This window comes from Rhodococcus sp. USK13 (assembly GCF_018343855.1).
GTDB classification, from domain to species: Bacteria; Actinomycetota; Actinomycetes; order Mycobacteriales; family Mycobacteriaceae; genus Rhodococcus_F; species Rhodococcus_F oxybenzonivorans.
This window is the reverse complement of sequence record NZ_CP069242.1, coordinates 3143022-3169771: the sequence shown is the minus strand read 5'-3', so window position 1 is coordinate 3169771 and position 26750 is coordinate 3143022. Positions and strand designations below refer to the sequence as shown.

22 protein-coding genes are annotated in these 26750 nt (G+C 66.7%); 13 read left to right on the top strand and 9 right to left on the bottom strand.

Going from position 1 to position 26750, the window contains the following annotated elements:
• Nucleotides 1-9 precede the first annotated feature (9 nt).
• Both JQT59_RS17085 and JQT59_RS17080 read right to left on the bottom strand, forming a co-directional pair.
• A complete protein-coding gene (locus JQT59_RS17085) occupies nt 10-405 on the bottom strand; it encodes a VOC family protein (RefSeq protein ID WP_213577082.1) in 396 nt (131 codons plus the stop codon).
• Nucleotides 406-409: 4 nt separating this feature from the next.
• Nucleotides 410-1273, bottom strand: a complete 864-nt coding sequence (locus JQT59_RS17080; RefSeq protein ID WP_213577081.1) for an AraC family transcriptional regulator — start codon at nt 1271-1273, stop codon at nt 410-412.
• A gap of 100 nt (nt 1274-1373) precedes the next feature.
• Between JQT59_RS17080 and JQT59_RS17075 the strand changes: the two genes are divergently transcribed.
• Nucleotides 1374-2060: a hypothetical protein gene (locus JQT59_RS17075; RefSeq protein ID WP_213577080.1), complete on the top strand. Its 687-nt coding sequence runs from the start codon at nt 1374-1376 to the stop codon at nt 2058-2060.
• Nucleotides 2061-2076: 16 nt separating this feature from the next.
• On the opposite strand, the gene gad is transcribed toward JQT59_RS17075, so the two are convergent.
• Nucleotides 2077-3459, bottom strand: coding sequence for a glutamate decarboxylase (gad, locus tag JQT59_RS17070; RefSeq protein WP_213577079.1), 1383 nt, complete (start codon nt 3457-3459; stop codon nt 2077-2079).
• A gap of 130 nt (nt 3460-3589) precedes the next feature.
• Here gad and JQT59_RS17065 point away from each other — a divergent pair, with 130 nt between their 5' ends.
• The 4 genes from JQT59_RS17065 (at nt 3590) to JQT59_RS17050 (ending at nt 13301) form a co-directional block, all read left to right on the top strand.
• Nucleotides 3590-4687, top strand: a complete 1098-nt coding sequence (locus JQT59_RS17065; protein WP_213577078.1) for an ABC transporter ATP-binding protein — start codon at nt 3590-3592, stop codon at nt 4685-4687.
• Nucleotides 4684-5463, top strand: coding sequence for an ABC transporter permease (locus JQT59_RS17060; protein ID WP_213577077.1), 780 nt, complete (start codon nt 4684-4686; stop codon nt 5461-5463). The genes JQT59_RS17065 and JQT59_RS17060 overlap by 4 nt, the downstream gene beginning before the upstream one ends.
• 92 nt (nt 5464-5555) lie before the next feature.
• Nucleotides 5556-9410, top strand: a complete 3855-nt coding sequence (locus JQT59_RS17055) for an ABC transporter ATP-binding protein (RefSeq protein ID WP_249354629.1) — start codon at nt 5556-5558, stop codon at nt 9408-9410.
• A gap of 111 nt (nt 9411-9521) precedes the next feature.
• On the top strand, nt 9522-13301 hold the full coding sequence (locus JQT59_RS17050; RefSeq protein WP_213577075.1) for a multifunctional oxoglutarate decarboxylase/oxoglutarate dehydrogenase thiamine pyrophosphate-binding subunit/dihydrolipoyllysine-residue succinyltransferase subunit: 3780 nt from the start codon (nt 9522-9524) through the stop codon (nt 13299-13301).
• Nucleotides 13302-13386: 85 nt separating this feature from the next.
• On the opposite strand, the gene JQT59_RS17045 is transcribed toward JQT59_RS17050, so the two are convergent.
• Nucleotides 13387-14031, bottom strand: a complete 645-nt coding sequence (locus JQT59_RS17045; RefSeq protein ID WP_213577074.1) for a TetR/AcrR family transcriptional regulator — start codon at nt 14029-14031, stop codon at nt 13387-13389.
• A gap of 69 nt (nt 14032-14100) precedes the next feature.
• Here JQT59_RS17045 and JQT59_RS17040 point away from each other — a divergent pair, with 69 nt between their 5' ends.
• From JQT59_RS17040 to JQT59_RS17030, 3 genes are read left to right on the top strand one after another with little or no spacing between them, the layout of a single operon-like run.
• The gene (locus tag JQT59_RS17040; protein ID WP_213577073.1) at nt 14101-15702 is read left to right on the top strand and encodes a flavin-containing monooxygenase; all 1602 of its coding nucleotides are present in this window, start codon (nt 14101-14103) and stop codon (nt 15700-15702) included.
• On the top strand, nt 15699-16529 hold the full coding sequence (locus JQT59_RS17035; RefSeq protein ID WP_213577072.1) for an SDR family NAD(P)-dependent oxidoreductase: 831 nt from the start codon (nt 15699-15701) through the stop codon (nt 16527-16529). Before JQT59_RS17040 ends, JQT59_RS17035 begins: the two co-directional genes overlap by 4 nt.
• 7 nt (nt 16530-16536) lie before the next feature.
• Entirely contained in the window at nt 16537-17457 is a 921-nt protein-coding gene (locus JQT59_RS17030; RefSeq protein WP_213577071.1) for an alpha/beta hydrolase fold domain-containing protein, read from the top strand.
• Here the strand turns inward: JQT59_RS17030 and JQT59_RS17025 are convergent.
• Nucleotides 17416-18363, bottom strand: a complete 948-nt coding sequence (locus JQT59_RS17025; RefSeq protein WP_249354504.1) for an ABC transporter substrate-binding protein — start codon at nt 18361-18363, stop codon at nt 17416-17418. The genes JQT59_RS17030 and JQT59_RS17025 overlap by 42 nt on opposite strands.
• A 144-nt stretch (nt 18364-18507) precedes the next feature.
• On the opposite strand from JQT59_RS17025, the gene JQT59_RS17020 reads away from it, so the two are divergent.
• Genes JQT59_RS17020 through JQT59_RS17005 form a run of 4 tightly spaced genes read left to right on the top strand, consistent with a single transcriptional unit; the run spans nt 18508 to nt 22027 of the window.
• Nucleotides 18508-19485: an ABC transporter substrate-binding protein gene (locus JQT59_RS17020; RefSeq protein WP_213577069.1), complete on the top strand. Its 978-nt coding sequence runs from the start codon at nt 18508-18510 to the stop codon at nt 19483-19485.
• A gap of 10 nt (nt 19486-19495) precedes the next feature.
• Entirely contained in the window at nt 19496-20653 is a 1158-nt protein-coding gene (locus JQT59_RS17015) for an ABC transporter ATP-binding protein (protein ID WP_213577068.1), read from the top strand.
• A gap of 4 nt (nt 20654-20657) precedes the next feature.
• Nucleotides 20658-21311: an ABC transporter permease gene (locus tag JQT59_RS17010; protein WP_213577067.1), complete on the top strand. Its 654-nt coding sequence runs from the start codon at nt 20658-20660 to the stop codon at nt 21309-21311.
• The gene (locus JQT59_RS17005) at nt 21308-22027 is read left to right on the top strand and encodes an ABC transporter permease (protein WP_213577066.1); all 720 of its coding nucleotides are present in this window, start codon (nt 21308-21310) and stop codon (nt 22025-22027) included. The genes JQT59_RS17010 and JQT59_RS17005 overlap by 4 nt, the downstream gene beginning before the upstream one ends.
• A gap of 66 nt (nt 22028-22093) precedes the next feature.
• On the opposite strand, the gene JQT59_RS17000 is transcribed toward JQT59_RS17005, so the two are convergent.
• From JQT59_RS17000 to JQT59_RS16990, 3 genes are all read right to left on the bottom strand, one after another.
• Nucleotides 22094-23287 (bottom strand): NAD(P)-dependent malic enzyme, encoded by a 1194-nt coding sequence (locus JQT59_RS17000; protein WP_109331810.1) that lies wholly within the window; start codon nt 23285-23287, stop codon nt 22094-22096.
• Nucleotides 23288-23663: 376 nt separating this feature from the next.
• A complete protein-coding gene (locus tag JQT59_RS16995; protein ID WP_213577065.1) occupies nt 23664-24071 on the bottom strand; it encodes a hypothetical protein in 408 nt (135 codons plus the stop codon).
• Nucleotides 24068-24922 (bottom strand): PHP domain-containing protein, encoded by an 855-nt coding sequence (locus tag JQT59_RS16990; RefSeq protein ID WP_213577064.1) that lies wholly within the window; start codon nt 24920-24922, stop codon nt 24068-24070. The genes JQT59_RS16995 and JQT59_RS16990 overlap by 4 nt, the downstream gene beginning before the upstream one ends.
• Before the next feature lie 158 nt (nt 24923-25080).
• Between JQT59_RS16990 and corA the strand changes: the two genes are divergently transcribed.
• The gene (corA, locus tag JQT59_RS16985) at nt 25081-26142 is read left to right on the top strand and encodes a magnesium/cobalt transporter CorA (RefSeq protein WP_109335247.1); all 1062 of its coding nucleotides are present in this window, start codon (nt 25081-25083) and stop codon (nt 26140-26142) included.
• Here the strand turns inward: corA and JQT59_RS16980 are convergent.
• Nucleotides 26139-26726, bottom strand: coding sequence for a suppressor of fused domain protein (locus JQT59_RS16980; protein WP_201453445.1), 588 nt, complete (start codon nt 26724-26726; stop codon nt 26139-26141). The two genes, corA and JQT59_RS16980, sit on opposite strands and share 4 nt — an antisense overlap.
• Nucleotides 26727-26750: the final 24 nt, after the last annotated feature.

The following is a 26750-nucleotide window of genomic DNA, read 5'->3' as shown; positions in this document are numbered from 1 at the left end:
TGGGGCCGTCTACGCGCCGGTGTACGTGCCGAAGCTCCAGAACACGCCCTCGGGATCACGGCAGGTGAATCCGCGCGATCCGTAGTCTTCGTCCCGCAGTCCGCGAACGATCGTGGCGCCTGCAGCGACCGCGCGCTGGTGGAGGGCGTCGGGATCGTCTACGACGAGGTACACCGAGCCCGTCCCTGGTGGCAGGTCGCTGATGACCGAGTCCTCACTGGGCGAGCCGAGCATGATCCCGCCGCCCTTCGGCCAGCCGAGTTCGGCGTGATCCACCCGGTCGCCCTCGCCGTACACCGCCTTCTCGACGAATCCGAAGGTGTCGACGAGGAAGCGGATCGCGGCGCGCGCGTCGCGGTAGACGAGGGTGGGCCATACACACGTAATTTGCGTCGAAGTAGTCATGTCGTCACTCTGCGCCGTCGTCGTGGTCGGAGTCTTGGACAAATGAGAACGGTTCGTTCTCGCGCCACCGCGACGGTGCGACACCCGCGAGGTCACGCCAGTCGCGGGCCATGTGCGCCTGGTCGTAATAGCCGCACCGTGCGGAGACCTCGGCGAGCGTGACGCAGTGGGCCCGCTTCAGCATCCGGTGCGAGCGGTGAAAGCGCGACAAACGCGCCACATCTTTGGGCGTGACGCCGTACTCCGCAACGAATCGATTCACCAGATGCCTTCTGCTCCAACCTATGTCGCGAGCAACCGCATTCACTCGCACCGCCCCGTCACCGGCGAGCAACGTCCAGGCCCGCACGAGATGGGGGTCGATCTCCGCGTCGGCGATGCGCCGCCCGAGTACCTCGTCGAGAATGCGGAACCTCTCCTCCCACATCGGTTCGAGGGACAGCCGTTCGACCAGTTCCGTCGCATCGGCACCGAGGAGGTCGTCGAGTCCGACCACCCAGGCACCGAGGGCCGACGCGGGCACGCCCAGCAGAGCCCGCGCACCGCGGGGACTCAACGCCAGCTGGATCCCGTGCTGATTGCCGTCGTGCCGAATCGTCACCGGCGCCGTCGCGATGCCACTGGCAAGCGTGTCGTAGAAGCCGGGCGCCTGCTCCGCCGCGGCCTGCTCGGCGATCTCGAGGGGCGCATCGAGCGACACGACGACGGTGAGCGACGGCGAGGGCAGACCGAGGTGAAGTCCGGGCTCGAATCCCGTCAGGCGATAGCCTTCGTACCCCGACACCAGGGCGCGCAGCGGCGGGGCCGGTCGACGGCGCGCACCGTCGGACACGCCCCGAACCGGAGAAACGCTGCCCGCGACAGTCACGACAACAGCGTAAGCACCGCCACCGCCGTCGGCCACCGTCTTTTTCCCACCTACAGTCGTATCCGGCACACTCGAAGTACACGGCGAGACGGGAGCCCCGATGGCTGACAATGGTGGACGGATCGAGAAGGCTCTGGTCTCGGTTCTGGACAACGGGAGCAGATTGCAGGCACCCGCTGTGGCCAAGTACGTCGAGTGGGTCCGCCGCTCACATCCCGACGAATCGCCCGCCCAGATCATCGAGCGCATGGAAAAGATGTTCCTGCTGGCAGTGACGGGTAGCGGCAGCGCAGTGGGCGCCGCGGCCGCGGTCCCCGGTGTCGGGACGGTGGCATCGATTGCGGCCGTCGGCGCCGAGTCCGCGTTCTTCCTCGAATCAGCGGCGTTGCTGACGCTCGCCGTGGCGTCGGTGCACGGCATCTCCGCCACCGACCATCAACAGCGCCGGGCGCTCGTCCTGGCCGTCGCACTCGGTGAATCGGGCATGGAGATCGTCCAGAAGGCGACGGGCGTGACCGCGAAGAACTGGGGGACGGCAATCACCAGCCGCATCCCGGGCCCCACGATGAGAGGCATGAACAGCCGCCTGCTGCGCAAGTTCGTCACCAAGTACGCGGCCCGGCGCAGCGCGCTGATTCTCGGCAAGCTCGTGCCTGCCGGGATCGGCGCAGCGATCGGCGGCGCCGGAAACCGGGCCATCGGCAAGGGCGTCGTGAAGAATGCGCGCCAAGCTTTCGGTCCCGCACCTGCCCGCTGGCCGGATCAGCTGCGAGTCGTCGAGGCCTGACCGGTTGTCGAGCGGATCAGTGCGCGAAGTGCTGCGCCGCCGAACGTCCGCCGCCCTTCTCGCGTAGTTCGGCGCAGACTTCCTCGATCGCCTCGGAGACCAGCGATCCCAGGTCTGCGCTGAACCCCTCGCGGACGACGATGCGCAGCACCGCCACCTCTTCTGCGTCGGCAGGCATCGTGTAGGCAGGTACTTGCCAACCCCGCGCCCGGAGTTCGTGCGACACGTCGAAGACCGTGAATCCGGGGTCCCCGACGAGTTCGAAGGCGATCACGGGGATGTCACTGCCGTCGCTGATCAACGTGAAGTGCTCGATTTCGGCGATGCGCTTACCCACACGAACAGCGGTGTCGCGCAACGTCTCCATGATCGCCCGGTACCCGGCTCGGCCGAGGCGCAGGAAGTTGTAGTACTGCCCCACCACCTGATTGCCGGGACGCGAGAAGTTCAGCGTGAACGTCGGCATATCGCCGCCGAGGTAGTTGACCCGGAACACCAGCCCCTCGGGCAGATACTCACCGGCGCGCCACACGACAAACCCGATACCCGGATACGTCAGCCCGTACTTGTGGCCGCTGACATTGATCGAGACGACTCGTGGGACCCGGAAGTCCCACAACAGTTCCGGTTGCAGGAACGGGATCACGAAACCCCCGCTGGCCGCGTCGACATGAATCGGGACGTCGGGACCCCCCGACGCCGCCAGCTGCTCGAGTGTGTCGGCGATCTCGGCCACCGGTTCGAGCTCACCGGTGTAGGTAGTGCCGATGATCGCCACCACCCCGATGGTGTTCTCGTCGACCGCACCCCGTACCTGCTCCGGCGTGATGATGTACCGGCCCTTCTCCATCGGCAGGTAGACCGGCTCGACGTCGAAATACCGGCAGAACTTCTCCCACACCACCTGAACATTGCTGCCCAGAACGAGATTCGGCCGGGTGGCGTCCTTGCCTGCCTCGTGACGCTGCGCGCGCCATCGCCACTTCAGTGCGAGACCAGCGAGCATCACCGCCTCGCTCGACCCGATCGTGGAGACACCCGTAGCGCTGGCCGGGTCGGTGGTGGAGAGATCCGGCGCGTGAAAGAGATCAGCGACCATCGACACGCACCGGGACTCGATCGCGGCCGTCGCCGGATACTCGTCCTTGTCGATCATGTTCTTGTCGAACGTCTCCGCCATCAGCTTGTCGGCCTCGGGATCCATCCACGTGGTCACGAACGTAGCGAGGTTCAGCCGCGAGCTACCGTCGAGCATCAACTCGTCGTGAATGAAGCGGTAGGCCGCCTGCGGATCGGTTTCCTCGTCCGGCAACCGCAGCGCCGGGAACGGTTCCACCGACATTCGCCCCGTGTACGCCGGCGCCAGAACATCTCGGTGATGGTGGTGGTGCTTGCTCATGTATGCCCCCAATCGACTTCATACAGAATGCGCTGCGCCGAAGAGCCCTGTACGCCAGTTGGTGAATATCGGGACGGCAGCCCAGTAGGGTCGAGTCGATTCCACACGATCGTGTTCAGGGGAGGACGGCTTGACCACTGCAATGCCGGCAAGTGTCGCGGCGCCGATCGAGGTGCGCGGGCTGTCGAAGAGCTTCAAGAACGTCACCGCCGTCTCCGACCTCAGTTTCTCCGTTCCGCACGGTTCGATCACCGGTTTCCTCGGCCCCAACGGCTCGGGTAAGACGACGACGCTGCGGATGATCCTCGGACTCGTCCGGCCCAGCGCCGGAACCTCCGCAGTCGAGGGCGTCCCGATTCGGGCCCTGCGAGATCCTGCCCGCACGGTCGGCGCCGTGCTCGACTCCCAGAGCCTGCACCCTGCGCGCACCGCGCTCGATCACTTGAAGGTGTACGCCTCGGCCATCGGGGTGCCGGACGCGCGGGCCCGCCAGGTACTCGCGCTGGTCGGGCTCGAAGACGTGGCGGGGCGGAAGTCCGGCGGATTCTCGCTGGGCATGCGGCAGCGCCTCTCGCTCGCCACCGCCCTGCTGGGCGATCCGCGCATCCTTGTCCTCGACGAACCGGCCAACGGACTCGATCCCGAGGGGATCGCGTGGCTGCGGGAGTTCCTGAAAGGCTTCGCCGCCTCCGGGCGGACCGTCCTCGTCTCGAGCCACATCCTCCGGGAAGTCGAGCAGACGGTCGACACACTGGTCATCGTCAGTCGGGGCGCTCTTGTCTATCAGGGAAGGATGGAGGACCTGCGGAAGTCGCAGCAGAGCCGCCTACTGGTCGCCTCCTCGAGTCCCGCTGCGCTGGCGACCGCTCTGGCCGCGCAAGGCATCGTCGATGCCCGGTCCCTGGCCGACGGCCGTCTCGCTGTGACGGGTGCGGCACTCGACGTCGTGCAGTCCGTGGCCACCCGAGCCGGAGTGACGATCTTCGGCGCCGTGGCCGAGCACATCGACCTCGAGCAACTCTTCCTGTCGATGACGACCGGCCAGTACGTTGCCGGTGCGAGCGCGGGCGCGCCCTCCGGGTACGGCCCGCCTCCCGCCTACCCCCAGCAGCCCCACTACCCCGGCCGACCGGGTGCCGGCCCGCCTCCGGGGTACGGCCCGCCGGCCGGGTATCCGCCCGCGTATGCCCCGCACCCTCAGGGTCCGATGTCCGGAGGTCCGCGATGACCGCACTGCTCACCGCGGAATTCCGCAAGGTCACCACGCTGCGGTTCTGGTGGATGCTCGGGCTGACCCCGCTCGTCGTCGGGATGTTCTCGAGCGCCATCTCCCTGCCGGTACTACGCGCCTTCACCGACGCGTTCGACGCCGATCCGGCAGACGCCAACCTCGCTGCCACGGTGTTCGGGCTGGCCGTCGCCCTGTCGCTCGTCGTGCTCTTCGCCGCCCTCTTCGGAGCAGTGAATGCCGGTACCGAGTTCCGCTACAAGACACTGACCACCACTTTCCTCACCGCACGTGGCCGAGACGGGGTGATCGGCGCGAAACTGGCCGTCACTGCCGCGTTCGGATTCTTCTACTGCCTCGTCGTCGAGATGGTCAGCGTCGCCCTGCTGCTGACGTTCGGCGGGGAGAACTTCGCACTGCGAGGTTCCCTCTTCGCGATGTTGGCCGCTGCCTTGGTTGCTGCCGCATGCTGGGCGCTGATCGGTGGCGGGATGTCGATGCTGACCGGCTCCTCCGTAGGCAGTTGTATCTCACTTGTCGTGTGGTACACCCTCGGCGAGATGATCCTGCGATCGATCCTCAGCGGCATCGGCATCGGCGCGGTGGGCGACGTCCTCCCCGTGTCTGCCACCCTGGGATCCGTCGCCAACGCGGCCGCGGGCAACGACATCGACTGGTTGCCGTTGTGGCCCGCCGCACCGATCGCGGTGGTGGTGTGGACGGCACTCTTCACCCTCGCCGGATGGGCCCTGACCCGCAGTCGCGACATCACCTGAGGAACGCCCCGACTGGGGTGTCGGAGCGCAGCGCTAACGTGGACACAGTGGCTAACGTGGACACAGCGGCAGGTGAGAGTACATCCGGCTCAGTGATCGAGCGGGAGCCCACGCGCGTACGCGACACGGCACGGCCCGGCTGGATACGCCGGCTCAGCGCCGAGTGCTGGGCACATCGCCGCGCGACCGTCGGGGCACTGACCGTGACGGTCGTCGCGGCGGGCATCGACATCTCGTTCCCGCTGCTCACCAAGTACGCGGTCGACGCCGCAGGTACGGATCGCGCCACCGAGGTCATCGGCATTGCAGCACTCCTGATCGCGCTCCTCGCCTGTGTGCGCTTCGCGTGTCAGTACGGCCGGCGGATGCTGGCGGGCAAGCTGTCGCTCGACGTCCAGCACGACCTCAGGCTGGGTCTGCTCGGTGCCCTGCAACGCCTCGACGGACGTGGTCAGGACCAGATTCGCACCGGCCAGGTGGTGTCGCGGTCCATCACCGATCTGCAACTGGTGCAGGGACTCCTCGCGATGGTCCCGTTGTCGGCGGGCGCGTTGCTTCAATTCGTCCTCGCCCTCGGCATCATGGTGTGGCTTTCCCCGTTGCTGACGGTGGTCGCGCTGGTGATCGTCCCGCTCGTCTGTCTCGTCGTCTACGCGATGCGCCCCACGCTGTTCGCCGCCACGTGGTCCGCCCAGCAGCGGGCAGCCGACCTCGCACAACACGTCGAGGAGACGGTCACCGGGGTGCGCGTCGTGAAGGGCTTCGGGCAGGAACGGCGGGCCGTCGATCAGCTCGAACACCACAGTCGGGCGCTGTATGCGGAACGTCTGCGGGCCGCACGCATCAACTCCCGCTTCACGCCCACCATGGCCGCACTCCCCCAGCTGGGGCTCGTCGGTGTCATCGCGGTCGGCGGCTACCTGGCCCTGCACGGCTCCATCACGATCGGCACCTTCCTCGCCTTCGCCACCTACGTCACGACGATGACGGCGGTGACCCGCACCCTGTCGTCCGTGGTGATCATGGCGCAACTGTCCCGGGCGGCCGTGGAACGGGTGTACGAGGTGATCGACACCGAACCGGAGGTCGCGGATCCGCCGCACCCCACCCCGCTGCCGGGCGGACCGCTCGGCGTCGATCTGCGGTCGGTCACCTTCGGGTTCGAGCCGGGCCGCGACATCCTTCGTGGGCTCGACCTGCAGATCGCCCCCGGTGAGACGGTCGCGGTGGTGGGAATGGCGGGTTCCGGGAAGACGGCGCTATCGCTGCTGCTTCCCCGGTTCTACGCGCCCTCCTCGGGCACCGTTGCGCTGACATCCGGCGAGGACGTGTTCGACGTCGCCCAGCTCAGCGCCGAGCACCTTCGTGAAGCCGTAAGCCTCGTCTTCGACGAACCGTTCCTCTTCTCCGACACCATCGCCGCCAACATCGCACTCGGCAGGCCCGATGCCAGCGCCGAGGAAATCCGTGAAGCGGCGACGATGGCGGCGGCCGACGAGTTCGTCTCCGCCCTACCCGACGGCTACGACACCGTGGTCGGGGAACGCGGTCTCACACTGTCGGGGGGACAACGCCAGCGGATCGCCCTGGCCCGCGCGCTGCTCACCGACCCGCGGATCCTGATTCTCGACGATGCGACGTCCGCCGTGGATGCGACCACCGAGGCGTCCATCTTCGAGTCGCTCCGGGCGGGCCGCGGCCGCACCGCGCTCGTCCTCGCGCACCGACGTTCCACCCTGTCCCTCGCCGATCGGGTGGCCGTCCTCGACGGCGGAACGATCATCGACAGCGGCACGGTGGCCGAACTCGACGAACGGTGCGCCCTGTTCCGTGCACTGTTCGCGTCCCCCGAGGAGGGAAACGGTTCGGAAGCAGGCCCGCGCGCGGCCGATCCGATGTCGAGCCAGCGCATCCCTTCAGCAACGGAACTGTGGCCCGAGAGCCCCCGAGAGGTGCCGGACGCCACTCTCGCCGCCACCACGGCCGGGAGCACCCCGGCGCCCGCCACCGGACCCGGCGGCGGAGGTCGTGGCGGCGGCGGACCGATGGCCGGCGCCCTGGGAAACATCGCGGCCACCCCCGAACTGCAGGCTGCAGTCGACGCTCTGCCTCCCGCTCTAGAGAGTCCGGGCCTCGACACCCGCACCCTGCGGCTACCCGAACCCAACTTCCACCTGTCGCGCATCCTGCGACCGGTCCGCGGCCTACTGTTCGCCGTCGTCGCCTGCCTCGCGCTCGATTCCCTCGCCGGGATCGCCTTCCCCTCCATCGTGCGATTCGCCATCGACAGCGGGGTGCTCCCGCAGGACTCGGCGACACTGTGGACCGCCACCGCGGTCGGAATCGCCCTCGTCGCCGCCGACTGGCTGGTGGTCGCGGCGATGACGGTGCTCACCGCCCGCGCAGGTGAACGCGTCCTCTTCGGACTCCGGGTGCGCAGCTACGCGCACCTGCAGCGGCTCGGCCTCGACTACTACGAGCGGGAGCTCTCGGGCCGGATCATGACCCGCATGACCACCGACGTCGACGCGTTGTCGTCGTTCATCCAGACCGGGATGTCCACCGCGGTGGTCAGTGTGCTCACCGTCGTGGGGATCTCGGTCGCACTCGTCGTCACCGACCTCACTCTCGCCGTCGTCGCCCTCGCCGTCATCCCGCCCCTCGTGATCGCGACGCTGATCTTTCGCCGGATCTCGTCGGTGGCCTACACGGTGTCCCGGGAACGGATTTCCCTCGTCAACGCCGAGTTCCAGGAAAACATCGCGGGTTTGCGCGCCGCGCAGGCCTACCGCCGCGAAGAGTTCGCCGCCCGCAGGTTCGCCGAACGCGCCGACAGTTACCGCCGCAGCCGCATGCAGTCCCAGCGCGCGATCTCGCTGTACTTCCCGTTCATCGCGTTCCTCTCGGATCTGGCGCTGGCCGCCGTCGTGTTCGTCGGTGCCCGGCAGGTCGCGGGCGGCGAGACGTCGTCGGGAACGCTCGTCGCCTTCGTGCTGTACCTCGGCCTGCTGTTCGGGCCCATCCAGCAGCTGTCGCAGGTGTTCGACGGATACCAGCAGGCCAGTGTCGGCCTACTCCGAATCGGCGATCTGCTCCGCACGCCGAGCTCCATAGAGCGTGCCGCCGGCGACCATCGCACTCGGATCGACGGGCACCTGAGAGGCGAGGTGCGTCTGCGCGACGTCGGCTTCCGCTATTCCGGCGCGGAGAGTGACGCGCTGACCGACATCGACCTCCACATTCCGGCGGGCGCCACGGTGGCGCTGGTCGGCAAGACCGGCGCGGGCAAATCCACCATCGTGAAACTGCTCGCCCGCTTCTACGACCCGACGTTCGGCTCCGTACTCGTCGACGACGTCGACCTGCGTCGCTATTCGCTCGGTGAGTACCGCGGGCGACTGGGCGTGGTCCCGCAGGAGGCGCATCTGTTCACCGGCACGGTCGCTACCAACATCGCGTACGGCAGGCCCGACGCGAGCCGCGAGGAGATCGAGAATGCCGCCCGCGCGGTGGGAGCGCTCGGCACGATCGGCCGGCTGCGGGGTGGGATGCGTCACCCCATCGGCGAGCGAGGACAGGGGTTGTCGGCCGGTCAGCGCCAGTTGATCGCCCTTGCTCGTGCCGAACTGGTCGACCCCGACCTCCTGCTCCTGGACGAGGCCACCGCGACCCTCGATCCGGCCACAGAGCAGCTGGTTCTCGAGGCCGGCAGCCGCGTGACCCGGCGCCGGACGTCGGTCGTGGTAGCCCACCGACTGGCCACCGCAGCGCGCGCCGACGTGATCCTCGTCATCGACGGAGGCAGGATCGTGGAGACCGGATCGCACGCCACCCTGCGCTCGGCAGGTGGCCACTATGCGGGACTGTGGGATGCGGCCGAGAGCGGTGCAGGGAATAATCGCGGGGCGAGAACCGTCATCGATGGTGACCCCATCCGATGGCCGTGAGACAGCTCACACGTGCAGGCCTGGCGATTCGCACGTCACACGCGAGGGCTACTCTCATGTATATAGGCGCTCTGATCGGGTACCGAAATAGAAACGAGGCGAACACCTGCCGTGAGCAGCAGCTCTACATCCCAGTTCGGACAGAACCAGTGGTTGGTCGACGAAATGTACCAGCGTTTCCAGGACGATCCGTCGTCCGTGGACGCGAGTTGGCATGAATTTCTGACGGATTACTCCCCCGATGCCGCCGCCAAGGCCGGCGTAGCCAACGGACGCGGCACGAACGGCACCACCACCGCCGCATCTGCTGCCGCTCCCCCCGGCAAGACGTCGCCGCCCCCGGCCGCCAAGGCCGAGACCGCACCCACGTCGGCGACCAAGACGGGCGACGGCGCCCCGGCGAAGTCCGCTGCCAACGGTGCAGCTCCCAAGGCCGCGGCGCCCAAAACGGCCGCACCGAAGGCCGCGCCGGCCAAGACCGCACCGGCCAAGGAGTCGCCCGCGAAGGCGTCCGCTCCCGAGACCGCTGCCGAAGAAACGAAGGTTCTGCGCGGCGCCGCTGCTGCCGTCGCGAAGAACATGTCGGCCTCGCTGGCCATTCCGACCGCCACCAGTGTTCGCGCCATCCCTGCGAAGCTGATGTTCGACAACCGGATCGTCATCAACAACCACCTCGCCCGTACCCGCGGCGGCAAGATTTCCTTCACCCACCTGCTGGGTTACGCGATCGTGCAGGCGGTCAAGGCGTTCCCCAACATGAACCGGCACTTCGCGGAGATCGACGGCAAGCCGCACTCCGTCACGCCCGCGCACACCAACCTCGGCCTGGCAATCGACTTGCCGGGCAAGGACGGCAGCCGGTCCCTCGTCGTCGCCGCCATCAAGAACACCGAAACGCACAACTTCACGCAGTTCTACAGCGCCTACGAGGACATCGTCCGGCGCGCGCGTGACGGCAAGCTCACCGGTGAGGACTTCTCGGGCGTCACCATCTCCCTCACCAATCCCGGTGGCATCGGCACCGTGCACTCCGTGCCGCGTCTGATGCAGGGACAGGGCGCCATCATCGGTGCCGGTGCCATGGAGTACCCCGCCGAATTCCAGGGCGCGAGCGACGAGCGCATTGCCGACATGGGCGTCGGCAAGCTGATGACGCTCACCTCGACGTACGACCACCGCATCATCCAGGGTGCCGAGTCCGGCGACTTCCTCCGGACCATTCACAACCTTCTGATCAGCGACGAGTTCTACGACGAGATCTTCCACGCGCTGCACATCCCGTACGAGCCGGTCCGCTGGCGTCAGGATGTGCCCGAAGGCGCGGTCGACAAGAACACGCGCGTCCTCGAGTTGATCGCCGCGTACCGCAACCGCGGTCACCTGATGGCCGACACCGATCCGCTGCAGTTCGTCAAGGACAAGTTCCGCAGCCACCCGGACCTCGACGTCATCACGCACGACCTGACCCTGTGGGATCTCGACCGTGAGTTCAAGGTCGGTGGCTTCCACGGCCAGGAGAAGATGAAGCTCCGCGACGTGCTCAGCGTGCTGCGCGACGCGTACTGCCGCCACGTCGGCGTCGAATACACGCACATCCTCGAGCCGGAACAGCAGCAGTGGCTGCAGGACCGCGTCGAGGCGCATCACGTCAAGCCGACGGTCGCTCAGCAGAAGTACATCCTGAGCAAGCTGAATGCCGCCGAGGCATTCGAGACCTTCCTGCAGACCAAGTACGTCGGCCAGAAGCGCTTCTCCCTCGAGGGCGCCGAGTCCGTCATCCCGATGATGGACGCCGTCATCGACCAGGCCGCCGAGCACCAGCTCGACGAGGTCGTCATCGGCATGCCTCACCGTGGTCGTCTGAACGTGCTGGCGAACATCGTGGGTAAGCCGTACTCCAAGATCTTCACGGAGTTCGAGGGCAACATGAACCCGGCTGCCGCGCACGGCTCCGGTGACGTGAAGTACCACCTCGGTGCCGAGGGCACGTACATCCAGATGTTCGGCGACAACGACATCACGGTGTCGCTCACCGCCAACCCGTCCCACCTCGAGGCCGTCGACCCGGTCCTGGAGGGACTGGTCCGCGCCAAGCAGGACATCCTCGACAAGGGTGAGGACGGCTTCACCGTCCTGCCGTTGATGCTGCACGGTGACGCCGCATTCGCGGGTCAGGGCGTGGTGGCGGAGACGCTCAACCTCGCGCTGCTGCGCGGGTACCGCACCGGCGGCACCGTCCACATCGTGGTCAACAACCAGGTCGGCTTCACCACCGCCCCGGAGCACTCACGTTCCTCCGAGTACTGCACCGATGTCGCGAAGATGATCGGCGCGCCGATCTTCCACGTCAACGGTGACGACCCCGAGGCCTGCGTGTGGGTTGCCCAGCTCGCTGTCGACTTCCGGGAGAAGTTCCAGAAGGACGTCGTCATCGACATGATCTGCTACCGCCGTCGCGGTCACAACGAGGGCGACGACCCGTCGATGACCCAGCCGGCGATGTACGACGTGATCGACACCAAGCGCAGCGTTCGTAAGAGCTACACCGAATCGCTGATCGGCCGTGGTGACATCTCGCTGAAGGAAGCCGAAGACGCTCTCCGCGACTACCAGGGACAGCTGGAGCGGGTGTTCAACGAGGTTCGCGAGCTGGAGAAGTACAAGCCCGAGCCGAGTGAGTCGGTCGAGCTCGACCAGCCGCTGCCCACCAAGCTGACCACCGCGGTCGATCGTTCGGTCCTCGAACGGATCGGTGACGCGTTCGTCAACGTGCCCGAGGGTTTCTCGGTGCACCCGCGTGTCAAGCCGGTCATCGAGAAGCGACGCGAAATGTCTCGCGAAGGCAAGATCGACTGGGCGTTCGCGGAACTGCTCGCCTTCGGCTCGCTGGTCGACCAGGGCAAGATGGTTCGCCTCTCGGGTCAGGACTCCCGCCGCGGTACGTTCACGCAGCGTCACTCGGTGCTCATCGACCGCAAGACGGGCGAGGAGTACACGCCGCTGCAGAACCTCGGCAGCGAGAACCCGGGCAAGTTCCTGGTCTACGACTCCGCACTGAGCGAGTTCGCCGCCGTCGGTTTCGAGTACGGCTACTCCGTGGGCAACCCGGACGCCCTCGTGCTCTGGGAAGCCCAGTTCGGTGACTTCGTCAACGGTGCGCAGTCCATCATCGACGAGTTCATCTCCTCCGGTGAGGCCAAGTGGGGTCAGCTGTCCGACGTCGTGCTGCTCCTTCCGCACGGTCACGAGGGTCAGGGTCCGGACCACACGTCCGGCCGTATCGAGCGCTTCCTCCAGCTGTGCGCCGAGGGATCGATGACGGTGGCCGTGCCGTCCACGCCGGCCAGCTACTTCCACCTGCTGCGTCGCCACTCGCTCGACGGAATCCGCCGCCCGCTGGTGGTGTTCACGCCGAAGTCGATGCTGCGCAACAAGGCCGCCGTGTCCGATATCGAGGACTTCACCACCGGCAAGTTCCGGTCCGTCTTCGAAGAGCCGGTTTACGAGACCGGGGACGGCGACCGCAGCAAGGTAACCCGGGTGCTCCTCGTCAGCGGCAAGCTGTACTGGGAACTGCTCGCGAAGAAGCACAAGGACAACCGCGACGACATCGCGATCGTCCGTATCGAGCAGCTGTACCCGGTGCCGAGCCGTCGCCTGCGTGAGACGCTCGATCGCTACCCGAACGCCGCCGAATTCCGGTGGGTTCAGGAGGAGCCGGCCAACCAGGGTGCATGGCCGTTCTTCGGTCTTTCTCTGCCCGAGTTGCTCCCGGAGAAACTCGCCGGGATCAAGCGGATTTCGCGCCGTTCGATGTCGGCACCGTCCTCGGGTTCGAGCAAGGTCCACGCTGTCGAACAGCAGGAGATTATCGACGAAGCCTTCGGCTGACATCGACTGAACCACCACTGAGCCGGGCCGAGTTCGCTGTACGAAGCGAACTCGGCCCGGTTTTGTGGTATCCGGACCTGCCCGGTTAGGGGCTTGCGCTGGTGGCCGCGACCAGTGCTGCGGCGATCTCGGGCGCCGCCGCGACCGCGAGGGCGGGCAGCGCTTGTACGTTGAGTTCTATCAATTGCTCGCGGGTGAGCTGCGGATCGCGCAACCAGCTGATCGTGACCTCCTCGACGTATGCGATCCAGCCACGGACGGTCAGTTCCACCGCGGGTGTCCGCTCGACGCCGAGGATCGGGAGCTGCTCGAGGGTGCGCTCGGACATCATTGCCCGCGTCTCCTCGAAGACAGCCCGCATGTCGGGGTCACCACTGGCTGTGCCTCGAAGCAGCGAGACGTAGGTGCCACGGTTCTCCGACACGTAGTCGACGTATGCGGCCAATACGGACCGCAGAATCTGCAACGGATCCCGGGCGTCGTCCACGTAGGGGTCGGGCGCGGTCCTGGCCAGCATCTCGCTGCTGGAGTGGCGCACGATGGCGAGATGGAAGTCGTGCTTCGAGGCGAAGTAATGGAAGAGCAGTCCCCGCGAGACTCCGGCCTGGTCGGCGATCTCCTCGACCGAGATCTGCTCGAGCGGCCGTTGCGCCAGCATCTTCACACCGAGGTCGATCAATTGCGCCCGTCGTTGCTCCGGGCTGAGACGGGTCCGCTTCACGACGTCCATGACAGCATCTTACTGAACGGAGGTCAATAGCTATTGACTACCCCTCAATAGCGCCCTATTGTCTCTTGCATGAGTCTTCCCGTCACAGACACTTACGACACGACCGCGGGTGCCCGACACGTCGACACCTTGATCATCGGCAGCGGGTTCGCCGGGTTGGGCGCGGCCATCAAGCTCACCCAGGCAGGCAAGACCGACTTCCTCGTGCTCGAACGCGGCGCGGAGGTCGGCGGCACCTGGCGCGACAACACGTACCCGGGCGCAGCATGCGACGTGCCCTCGCACCTGTACTCCTACTCGTTCGCGCTGAACCCGGAGTGGACACGCTCGTTCTCGACCCAGCCCGAGATCCAGAAGTACATCCAGTCGGTGGCGGACAAGTACAAGGTGCGCGACCGCCATGTTTTCGGTTGTGACGTGACATCCGCGCACTGGAACGAGCAGACCACCCGGTGGGAAGTCACTACCACCAAGGGGAACTTCGTCGCGAAGATCGTCGTCTCGGCGGTCGGTGCACTGTGCGAGCCGGCGCTTCCCGACATCAAGGGCATCGAAGAGTTCGAGGGCGAGATCTTCCACTCCGCCCGCTGGAACCACGACGCCGACCTGACGGGAAAGCGGGTTGCCGTCATCGGCACCGGCGCCTCGGCCATCCAGATCGTCCCGGCGATCGGCAAGAAGGTGTCACACCTCGACGTCTACCAGCGCACGGCCCCGTGGATCCTGCCTCGCGCCGACCGCGAGTACACGAAGGCCGAGCACGCCGCGTTCAAGTACCTGCCCGGTTTCCAGAAGCTGTGCCGTAGCGGGATCTACTGGATGCGTGAGAGCCAGGTCGTCGGGCTCGCGAAGGCGCCGGTGTTCATGAAGCCGCTGCAGTTCGCGGCCGAGCGCCACCTGCGCCGCCAGATCAAGGACAAGGACCTGCGCAAGAAGGTCACCCCGAATTTCCAGATCGGCTGCAAGCGCATGCTGATCTCGAACAACTACTACCCGACGCTCGCGCAGGACAACGTCGACCTGGTGACCGAGGGCATCGCCGAGGTCAAGGGCAACGCAGTCGTCTCGAAGACCGGCACGGTCCGCGAGGTCGACGCCATCGTGGTCGCCACCGGTTTCCACGTCACCGACTCCCCCACCTTCCAGGGAATCTTCGGCAAGGACGGCCGCTCGCTCGCCGAGGTTTTCGACGAGGGCGGGCAGCAGGGTTACAAGGGCGCGGCGATCGCGAACTTCCCCAACATGTTCTTCCTCGTGGGTCCTAACACAGGACTGGGCCACACCTCGATGGTCTTCATGATCGAGTCGCAGCTCAATTACCTGGTCGACGCACTCGACACCCTCGACAAGTTCGGCATCGGCAAAATCGAGGTCCGGCAGGACGCGCAGGACCGCTACAACGCCGACCTCCAGGAGAAGCTGTCGCACAGCGTGTGGAACAACGGCGGGTGCGCCAGCTGGTACCTCGACAAGCACGGCAACAACACGACACTGTGGCCGGGGTTCACGTTCCAGTTCCGGAATCAGACACGGCGTTTCGACCTCGCGGCGTACGACAGTGTGGCCGCCGCCGACCTCCCCTCACCGGTGCAGGTGAACGGTCAGGCCTCGGACCCGTTCACCATCTCGGCACAGATCGACCTCGACGACGACAAGGTGGCAGCACAGTGAGCACATTCGCAGGCAAGGTGGTCGTGATCACCGGCGCCGGTTCGGGCATCGGCAGGGCTCTCGCCGTCAACCTGGCAGGGCAGGGCGCCAAACTGGCGATCTCCGACATGGACACCGTCGGTCTCGCCGAGACGGCGCGACAGGTTGCCGCCCTCGGCGCCGAGGTGAAGTCAGACCATCTGGATGTCACCGAGCGCGAAGCGGTACTCGCGTACGCCGACGCCGTGCATGCCCATTTCGGCAAGATCAACCAGGTCTACAACAACGCCGGTATCGCATATCACGGCGAGTTCGAGAAGTCCGAGTTCAAGGACATCGAGCGGATCATGGATGTGGACTTCTGGGGAGTCGTCAACGGCACCAAGGCATTCCTGCCGCACCTCATTGCCTCGGGCGACGGCCACCTGGTGAACATCTCGAGCCTCTTCGGTCTGTTGTCCATGCCGGGACAGACCGCCTACAACTCCGCGAAGTTCGCGGTCCGCGGCTTCACCGAGTCGCTGCGACAGGAAATGCTGATTGCGAAGCATCCCGTCAAGGTGACCTGTGTGCATCCGGGAGGCATCAAGACAGCCATTGCCCGCAATGCCACCGCAGGCCCCGGCGAAGACTTGGACACGTTCGCCCAGTTCTTCGACAAGAAGCTCGCCCGAACCTCCCCGGAAGATGCTGCTGCCACCATCGTCAAGGGTGTGCGCAAGAGTAAGGCGCGGGTACTGATCGGCGCCGACGCGAAGTTCCTGGACGCCTGGGTGCGCGTGGTCGGCCCGAGCTACCAGCGAGTGGTCGCCGCCGTCGCCGCGCGCGTCCTCCCCAAGCCGAACTGAGGTCGCCGTGAGCTTCTCTTTGCCGCTCCCGGTAGTCGCCGCCGCGCTGCGGCCGTTCTACCGGCTGAGCCTCAACTCGCGGCTGCCGTATCCGGTGCAGAGGGCGCTGCTCGAAATGGCCGCACCGCTGCAGCAGATGCCGGAGGGGGCGGCCTGCCGCCCGGCCACCCTGGCCGGCCGGCCCGCCGAGCGGATCACGGTGGGCGCCACCGAGCGCCGGACCGCCGTGCTCTATCTCCACGGTGGCGCGTACACCATCGGCTCGCCCGCGACCCATCGGTCGCTGGCCGCGCATCTGGCACGTGAATCCGGAAGCGTGGTCTACACACTCGACTACCGCCTGGCTCCCGAACATCCGTTTCCTGCCGGACTGGAGGATGCCGTGGCGGCGTTCCTCGAGCTGACCACGGAACACGGGTACGAGACAGGTCGACTGGCCATCGCCGGCGACTCCGCGGGCGGTGGTCTGGCGGCGGCCACGGCGCGGCGCCTGATCGACCGGCACGGGGTCACCCCGGCCGCGTTGGGACTCATCTCACCGTGGGTCGATCCGGGTCGGCGCGACACGATCCGGGACCGCGACCTCGTGGTGAATACCGCGTGGTCGTTCCACGCCGCGGAGAAGTACCTGGGAAGCGGAGACAAGTTCGATCCCGGTTATGCCCCGCTGCACGGAGATTTGAAGGGGTTTCCGCCCACTGTCGTTCACGTCGGACTCGACGAGGTTCTGTATCCACAGATCTTGGAGTTCGTCGACAAGCTCGAGAAGTCGGGCGTCGACGTGACGCTCACCGAATACGCCCGACTCTGGCACGTTGCGCACCTCCAGGCCTCGTTGGTACGCGAGGCTGCGGACGCCGTCGCCGAACTCGGGGCTTACCTGAAATCACACATGTGCATCCAGCCAGACACGAGCGACGTCGGCTGAATCGGCACCACCGCGGACCTGGCCGATCATGTCGGCCAGGTCCGCTGTCGTCAGCTCCCCCGCCACCACGTTCAGTGCCTTGATCTGGGGCTCACCGAGCGCCCCGACCCGGTAGAGCGGCACCACGTTCTGGGCTGTGAAGATCGGCTCGTCGTCGTCCAGCAGAACGAGGCCCGAGCTCGCGACTTCCGGGGTCGCGGTGGTCACTCCTGCCACCACGACGCCATCCACCTGTGCGGGGACGGAGAGTTCCGCGACCGCCGCAGCTCCGTCCGGAACCGCGCGCGTCTGCGCGAACGTGCAACCGGTCAGATCGGCGAGTGAGCCGGCCTCGAAATCGGGGGTGAGCACCGCGGAGCTACGACTGCACGCGGGAATGAGCTCGTCGAGCGTCGTCACCGCCATCCGGGTAGACGCGTCCGCAGACACCGCCAACGCGGACCGATCCTCCGCCGCCGCATAGTCTGAGATCGAAAGACCTTGCGGCAGCGCCTGACTCAGCGCCTCGAATACCTCGTCCTGTTCTCTTTCGGTCGACTCCGGATCGTAGTAGCGCAGCAGCCGGCCAGTGAACTCGGGCACCAACGTCACTTCGCCCGCATCGAGCCGCCGAAGATAGGAGGTGCGGTCACCCAGGCCCGTCTCGGTGGATGCCGGCGCACCCGTCGAACGGAGAGCGCCCGCGTAGATTTCGGCCAGGACCCGGCTTTCCGCCGTGTCTCCCGACCCCACCACCACCTCACCCGAGGTCTGTCCCGCGGAACCGTCGAGAGCAGTGTTGTCGACATCGCAGGCCGACAGCGCGCCGGGAACCACAATCAGCACCGACGCTGCCGCCCACGCCCCGAGACGAGCGGACTTCCGGGAACTCCCGATCCCCGATCCGCCCTTACCTGTCTGTGCCACCTCGCACGCCTTCCCTCGCATCACGCTGAGCCGAAACCAGTGTTGCCCACCTGCCTATCGTTACACTGACGCCACATCGGCCCGGCGGTGTGCCCACCGGATCTCCCGATCATGCGGCAGTAGTGAACAAACGGAAGGACGCGCATGCGCACCTCGAACACATCCTCGGGTCGCGGGTTCGCCCGCCGCACTCTGGGCGGCCTCGCAGTCGCCACGGTTGCCGTGGTCTCCCTCGCCGCGTGCGGGGGCGGTTCCGATCCGTTGTCGGCCGAGGGCGAAGGGTCCGGTGACGACGCAAACGCCGTCATCGTGGGTTCGGCGAACTTCCCGGAGTCCGAGACGGTGGCCAATATCTACACCGAGGTCCTCCGCGCCAATGGTTTCGACGTGACCACGAAGTTCGACATCGGAAGCCGCGAGGCCTACATTCCCGCGCTGAAGGACGCGTCGATCGACGTCATTCCGGACTACACGGGCAACCTGCTGCAGTACCTCGACCCGCAGTCGACCGCCACCAGCGCAGCGGACGTCAACGCGGCACTCCCGGGTGCACTCGGATCGGAGTTGACGATCACCACCGCCGCTCCAGCCGAGGACAAGGACGCCGTCGTCGTTACCGCGGAGACCGCACAGAAGTGGAATCTGACCTCGATCGCGGACTTGGCAGCGCATTCGGCGGAGGTCAAGTTCGGTGCACCCGCCGAGTTCCAAGAGCGCCGGGCCGGACTGCCCGGACTGAAGGAGAACTACGGACTCGATATTGCACCCGCCAACTTCGTCCCCATCGCGGACGGCGGCGGCCCCGCCACGGTCGAGGCTCTGGCATCGGGGCAGATCACCGCGGCGAACATCTTCACCACCTCGCCGGCAATCGAGAAGAACAACTTTGTGGTGCTCACGGACCCGAAGAACAACTTTGCGGCTCAAAACGTCGTTCCGGTGGTGCGCGCAGCCAAGTCGACGGCAGAGCTGACTCGAGCGCTCGACGCACTGTCCGCGAAGCTGACGACGGAGGAGCTGGTGAAGTTGAACGATGCCGTGTCCGGTGACGCCAAGACGGAGCCGGCCGCAGCCGCGAAGCAGTGGGTCGTAGACCAGGGGCTCGACAAGCCGGTCTCCTGAGGAGTCGACGGTGATCACATTTTCGGGCGTCACCAAGCGGTACCCGGACGGCACCACGGCGGTCGACAACCTCGATCTGCATATCGACGCGGAGTCGTTCACAGTCTTCGTCGGGCCTTCCGGCTGCGGCAAGACCACATCGATGCGCATGATCAACCGGATGATCACTCCGACGGCCGGAACCATCTCGGTCGACGGCCGGGACATCGCCTCCACCGATGCAGTGAAGCTTCGCCTCGGGATCGGTTACGTGATCCAAAGCGCTGGACTGCTACCGCATCGCACCGTGATCGACAACGTCGCCACCGTACCGGTCCTGCGCGGTGACTCCCGCCGTGCGACCCGTATGGCTGCGCTGTCGGTGCTCGAACGGGTCGGTCTCGACCCCGCGCTGGCGGGCCGTTATCCCGGCCAGCTGTCGGGTGGGCAGCAGCAGCGTGTGGGCGTGGCCAGGGCGCTGGCTGCCGACCCGCCCATTCTGCTGATGGACGAACCGTTCAGCGCGGTGGACCCCGTGGTCCGCGAGGATTTGCAGGCGGAGATGCAACGATTGCAGGCCGACCTGCGCAAGACCATTGTGTTCGTGACGCACGATATCGACGAGGCGGTCAAGCTCGGTGACCGGCTGGCAGTCTTCGGACCGGGCGGCCGATTGCAGCAATACGATGCGCCCGACACGGTGCTGTCCGCGCCGACCACTGATTTCGTCGCCGGATTCGTCGGCCGCGACCGCGGCTATCGCGGCCTGTCGTTCCGCACGGCAGACGAGGTTTCCCTTCATCCCCTCCGGACGGCCACCGAACGGGAGGTGCGCACACTGCGGCTCGACCGCGGTGATTGGGCGCTCGTGGTGACCGATTCCGGTGTTCCGCGGGGCTGGATCGACGTCACGGGCGTCGAAGGGTTGCGCTCGGGCCGCCCGCTGTCGGAATGTACCGCCGCAGGCGGCTCACTGTTCCCGCCGGGCGGAGACCTGCGGCAAGCGTTGGATGCGGCCATCTCGTCGCCGTCGGGGATAGGTGTGGCCATCGACAGGGACGGTGCCGCCCGCGGCGGCATCCTCGGGTCCGAGGTCATCGAGAAGCTGACGCAGCAGCGGGCCGCGGAGGATCGCGCGCGAAACGAGCAGTTCTTCGCGCCCGCGTCCACTTCTCCCGACAGGCCGTGATCCTGTGCGGTGGCTCATCGACAATTTCTCCGTAGTCGTCGACCTGACGAAGACCCACCTGTACCTGGCGCTGATGCCACTTCTACTCGGCCTGGTCATCGCCGTCCCGGTGGGCACCGCGATCCGGGGTGCATCGGTGCTGCGCAAGGTCACCACGACCATCGCCGGCGTCGCGTTCACGATTCCTTCGCTGGCCCTCTTCGTCACCATCCCGTCCGTCGTCGGACTGCAGATCCTCGATCCGCTCAATGTGGTGATCGCCCTGACCATCTATTCCACCGCCCTGCTCGTTCGCGCCGTCCCGGAGGCCCTCGACTCGGTTCCCGCCGACGTCGTCGACTCCGCGAATGCGATGGGTTTCACACCCTTGCGTCGGGCATTGACAGTCGAGTTGCCTTTGGCGCTACCGGTTCTCGCGGCAAGTGTGCGCGTGGTGGCGGTCACCAACATTTCGCTGGTCTCGGTCGGTTCGCTGATCGGGATCGGCGGTCTCGGGACCCTCTTCACCCGCGGCTACCAGCGTGACTATCCCGATCAGATTCTCGCGGGGATCATCGCCATCGTCGTCCTCGCACTGGTCTTCGATTTGGCGCTGTTCCTCCTCGCCCGTGCGCTCACACCATGGACGCGGCAGAAGAAGGAGGCGGCGGCGGCATGAGCATCTTCGGCGGGGCGTGGGACTACATTGTGGATCCGGCCAACTGGGAGGGCAGGGCCGGAATCGGGGCGCGCATCCTCGAGCACCTCTGGTACAGCCTTCTCGCCGTCGCCCTCTCGGCCGCCGTCGCGGTTCCGCTCGGTGCGGTCATCGGCCATCTGCGCAGAGGCGAGGTGCTGGTGGTGGGCCTTGTCAACGCGCTACGTTCACTGCCCACGTTGGGCCTGCTGACCTTCCTCGTGCTGCTCCTCGGGCTCGGTCTCATCCCGCCGATCCTCGCCCTGGTGGTACTCGGCATTCCGCCGCTACTGGCCGGCACCTACTCCGGTGTCGCGAACGTCGACCGGACGGTGGTAGACGCCGCCCGCGCGATGGGCATGACCGAGTGGCAGGTCCTCAGTCGCGTGGAGGCACCGAATGCGCTGCCGCTCATGCTCGGCGGACTGCGCAACGCCACATTGCAGATCATTGCAACCGCAGCGGTGGCCGCGTACGTCAACCTCGGCGGGCTCGGACGGTACATCTTCGACGGACTCGCCTTGCGTCAGTACGACCGGGTACTGGTCGGTGCGCTCCTCGTGACGATCCTGGCCCTCGTCGTCGACGGGCTTCTCGCGCTCGCGGTGTGGGCATCCGTCCCGGGCACCGGCCGGCTACGTCGTGGAACCAGCGCCCAGGAGTGGGCCGACCTGGCCGCCGCCGCGAAGTCCCGCTAGAACGGCAAACACCCCGGGCGGGAACCTTGGTGCGGGCTCCGGTCCGGGGTGTTCAACGGATTCTCGCTAGTCGGTGACGCCTTCTGCGCGAGCAGCGGCGGCGACTGCCTCCGCAACAGCGGGGGCGACGCGAGGATCGAGCGGGCTGGGAACGATCTTGTCTACAGCCAGCTCGTCACCGACGACCGAGAGGATTGCCTCGGCGGCGGCAAGCTTCATGCCTTCGGTGATCCGGCGGGCGCCGGCGTCGAGGGCACCGCGGAACACACCGGGGAAGGCGAGCACATTGTTGATCTGGTTCGGGAAGTCGCTACGCCCGGTGGCCACGATCGCCGCGTGCTTCTTCGCGACCTCGGGGTGGATTTCCGGGTCCGGGTTCGACAGCGCGAAGACGATGGCGTCGTCCGCCATGGTCGCGATGAGTTCTTCGGGAACGGTGCCCGCGGACACTCCGAGGAACACGTCCGCGCCGTCGAGGGCTTCGACGATCCCGCCGTGCCGTCCGGTGGGGTTGGTGCGGGCCGCGAGGTCGACCTTGACCTCGTTCAGGTCCTTGCGGTCGGCCGAGACGATGCCCTTGGAATCGAGAACCGTCACGTCGGCGATGCCGGCGGCGAGCAGGATGTTCGCGCAGGCGACACCGGCGGCGCCGGCGCCGGAGATGACGACGCGCAGCGAGGAGATGTCCCGCTTCTGCACCTTCACCGCACCCTTGAGGGCGGCGAGGACCACGATCGCGGTGCCGTGCTGATCGTCATGCATGACGGGGCAGTCCAGGGCCTCGATCACGCGCTTCTCGATCTCGAAGCAGCGCGGTGCGGAGATGTCCTCGAGGTTGACCGCGCCGAAACTCGGGCGCAACCGGATGAGGGTTTCGACGATTTCGTCGGGGTCCTTGGTGTCGAGCACCAGCGGAATGGAATTGAGGCCCGCGAAGTTCTTGAACAGTGCGGACTTGCCTTCCATCACCGGAAGGGAGGCGCGGGGACCGATGTCGCCGAGGCCGAGTACCGCGGAGCCGTCGGAGACGACGACCACGAGGCGGCTGGTCCAGGTGTAGCGGTCGGCGAGGGTCTCGTCGGCGTGGATCGCGCGGGAAACCTGCGCGACGCCGGGCGTGTAGGCAATGGACAGGGCGCGCTGGGTATCGAGGGCGGTCGTGGTCTCTACCGAGAGCTTCCCCCCGATGTGGCCGGCGAAGATCTCCTCGTCGGTCAGCTCGACCTTCTGCGGTGTGGTGGGTTCGGACACGATGGACACGATGACACTCCTGCTAAGTCCAGGCTCACTCGGGGCCGGGTTACTGTGAAGTAACCATGCGGATCGGCGCTGATCTACGTAGTTACTCCGCGAACGACAACTGGTGAAGCTTCCGGTGCGCGCGATCACTGTGGCCGCAGAACTTCCGAAGCGTGGATGGCGCTGGGCGGGTGAGCCCTTGGCAACGCTGCCATAAATCCCCGCCGAAGGGCGGTGGCGCCGACGTCGGAGTGATGCTAAGTCAAGCACGAAGATCGCTGCACAATCAAATCGCCACGGGAGTCAGACGTCTCACGTTTTCCGGCTTCTACCTGTGAGAACAAGTTACCGACGGGTCACCGTGAGAGCCGGTTTCACATAACTCTCCGAGGGTCGGTCAACCCCACCATTGGGTGGCCAGCAGAAGCGCTGCCGCCGCGAGGACGGCGACAGATGCGAGCACCGCTGCGAGACCGTCGCGGCGGTCGGCGATCCGCTGGGCCACGACCACGACCACGGACGCGACGATGTGCGCGGTGATCGAGACCGCTCCCGGCCCCGGGAATCCCCTGCCGCCGCCAACGTAGGCGGACCCGATCACGACGAGACACAGGATCACCACACCGGCCGCGACGGCGCCACTGAACGCGCGCGACGCCCTGACGACAAGTGAGCTGCGACGTGGCTCGCGCGCGGGCACGGACCTCGGCGTCGTCGGGCCGTAGGGGTCGTCACGGTCAGCGTCGTAGCCGTGAGGGTCGTAGCGGTCGCGGTTGCCGTAGCGGTCCGAATCGCGGGCAGTCATGCCGAAATCACCTGTATACCTGAGGCTTTGGAGGCGAGCTTGTCGAACTCGTCGGGGTCCGTGCCGAACTCGCCCAGCCGGATCGTCTTGTTCGTCCCGTGGTAATCGGAAGATCCGGTGACGACGAGCCCCAATTCGTCGGCCAGTCCCTGAAGGACCGCGACATCGGCCGACGAATGGTCGGGATGATGCACCTCGAGCCCGTGTAGACCCTCACCGGCCAGCTCCCGGACGTGATCGAGCGACAGCAGCCGTCCCCGCGCCCGCGCCCGCCCGTGGGCGAGAACGCTCACCCCTCCGGCCTCGGCCACCAGTTGAACCGCCTCGTCCAAAGGGGTGTCGGATTTGTCGACGAAGTACCGGCCCCGCGGCGCCAAGAGGTCGACGAACGCCTCATTGACGCTGCTCACCACTCCGGCCCGCATCAGCGCCCTCGCCAGATGTGGGCGACCCGCGGCGGGACCCGCTGCCGCCAGGACCTCGTCGGCGTCGATGGGCAGGCCGTCCTCCATCATCAGCTCGGCCATGGCCCGGATCCTGACGACCCGCTCGGTTCGCAACCGCTCACGTTCCCGCGCGAACGCGGCGTGCGCGGGATCGAAGAGGTAGGCCAGCAGGTGAACCGCGACGGGACGACCGTCCTCACCCCGGCCCGCGCAGGACATCTCCATGCCCCGGACCAGGGTCAACCCGGCAGGCATCGCCGCAACCGCCTCTGCCCACCCCGCCGTGGTGTCGTGATCGGTGATGGCCACGACGTCCAGACCCGCGGCCCCGGCCGCGCGCACGAGGTCTGCCGGACTGTCGGTACCGTCCGACGCCGTCGAGTGAGTGTGGAGATCGATGCGCACCTCCCCAGTGTGTCAGGTGCGCTCGGGAAGGGTCCGGGCGTGCGTACGTCGAGCGGTGTCGTGTCGTCCGATCGTCGGGGATTCGGGACTCCGGTGCTCACGTAGGATTGCGCGACACGAAGTCCTCGGTCTCGACGCTGAAGGGAGTGCTCGCACCCATGCCCTCACTTCCCGCACAAGGCCGCGACAAATCCGCGGGTCCCCGGATCCGCATCCCCACCGCCCGCGCCGTGGTGGACTGCGGCGTGTACGTGGACGGCATCCGTCTGCCCGGTAAGTACACCCATCAGGCTGCCCTCGCCGAGGTTCGGCGGCGTGGCCGGGGATTCGTGTGGGTCGGACTCCTCGCACCCGACGAAGGTCAGATGGAGAGCGTGGCCGAGACGTTCGGCCTGCACGAACTCATGGTCGAGGACGCTGTCCACGCGCACCAGCGGCCCAAACTCGAACGCTACGACGACATCCTGTTCCTGGTGCTGCGGACCGTCAACTATGTGCCACACGATTCGGTGGCGACCGCCAGTGAGATCGTGGAGACCGGCGAGATCATGGCCTTCGTGGGCGCCGACTACGTCGTGACCGTGCGGCACGGCGATCATTCCGGGCTCGCGAACGTCCGGCGCTCCCTCGAGGAGAACCAGGAGCGGCTTGCGCTCGGCCCCTATGCCGTCCTGCACGCGGTGGCCGACCATGTCGTCGATACGTACCTCGAGGTCACCCAGGCCATCGAACACGACGTCGACGGCATGGAGGAGGCGGTGTTCAGCCCGCGGAACACCGTCGCGGTCGAGCACATCTACCTGCTCAAGAGGGAGATCGTCGAACTCCGCAAGTCGGTGAACCCGCTGTCGAACCCGCTGCTGCGGTTGACGCAGTCGCCCGGCAATCCGGTGCCGAAGGAAGTGCGGCGCTACTTTCGCGACGTGCTCGACCACCACACCACCGTCGCGGAGCGGATCGCCGAGTACGACGAGGTGCTCAGCTCACTCGTCGACGCGGCTCTCGCCAAGATCGCCGTCCAGCAGAACACCGACATGCGCAAGATTTCGGCATGGGTGGCCATCGCCGCCGTGCCCACCATGATCGCAGGAATCTACGGCATGAATTTCGACAACATGCCCGAATTACATTGGCAATACGGGTATCACCTCGTGGTGGCCTTCATTGTGTCGGTCACGGTGGGGCTGTTCGTCACCTTCCGCCGAAACAACTGGCTCTAGAGGGACGCCGCGCCGCGGTTCGGGTCGCGCACGTCGATGCCCGCCTCGGTCCACGCTTCCCGTAACGCCTCGGCGCCGCGCAGTCGCACCCACGCTGCCTCGGTTCCGGTGAGGGGCACAGCGGCGAGAAACTGCACCGCGTCGGCGGGTTCGGGAAGGGCCAGGTCCGGAATCGAGGACTTGCCCAGGAGCACCGCCGTGAACGGCGTGTCCTTCCACAACGGCTCGCCGAGGTCGAGGAGCGCGTCCTCGACGAGGACCACCCCCTCCACCGACGGCGCCGCCGCGAGCACCGCGAGCGTGCGCGCGACACCCGAGCTCACCCCGGCTCCCCCGCGCAGCGTGAGCACGAGTTCCGCGCGCGGACCCCGCATCGGGTCGGCCACCAATTCCCCGGGATCACCCATCGGGTGCCGGGAGCAACCCAGAGTCACGTACCGGACGAGGTCGTCCTCGGCGGGCGGGAACCGCAGCACGTCGAGAGGCTCGACCCCCAGAAACGTCACCGAGGCGGCGGTCGGCTCGGGACCGCCGATCTGTTCGAGCAGGTGCGCACGAACGGCTGCCACAACGCTGTCAGTCACCCTGCCATCAAACCACCGCCCGCG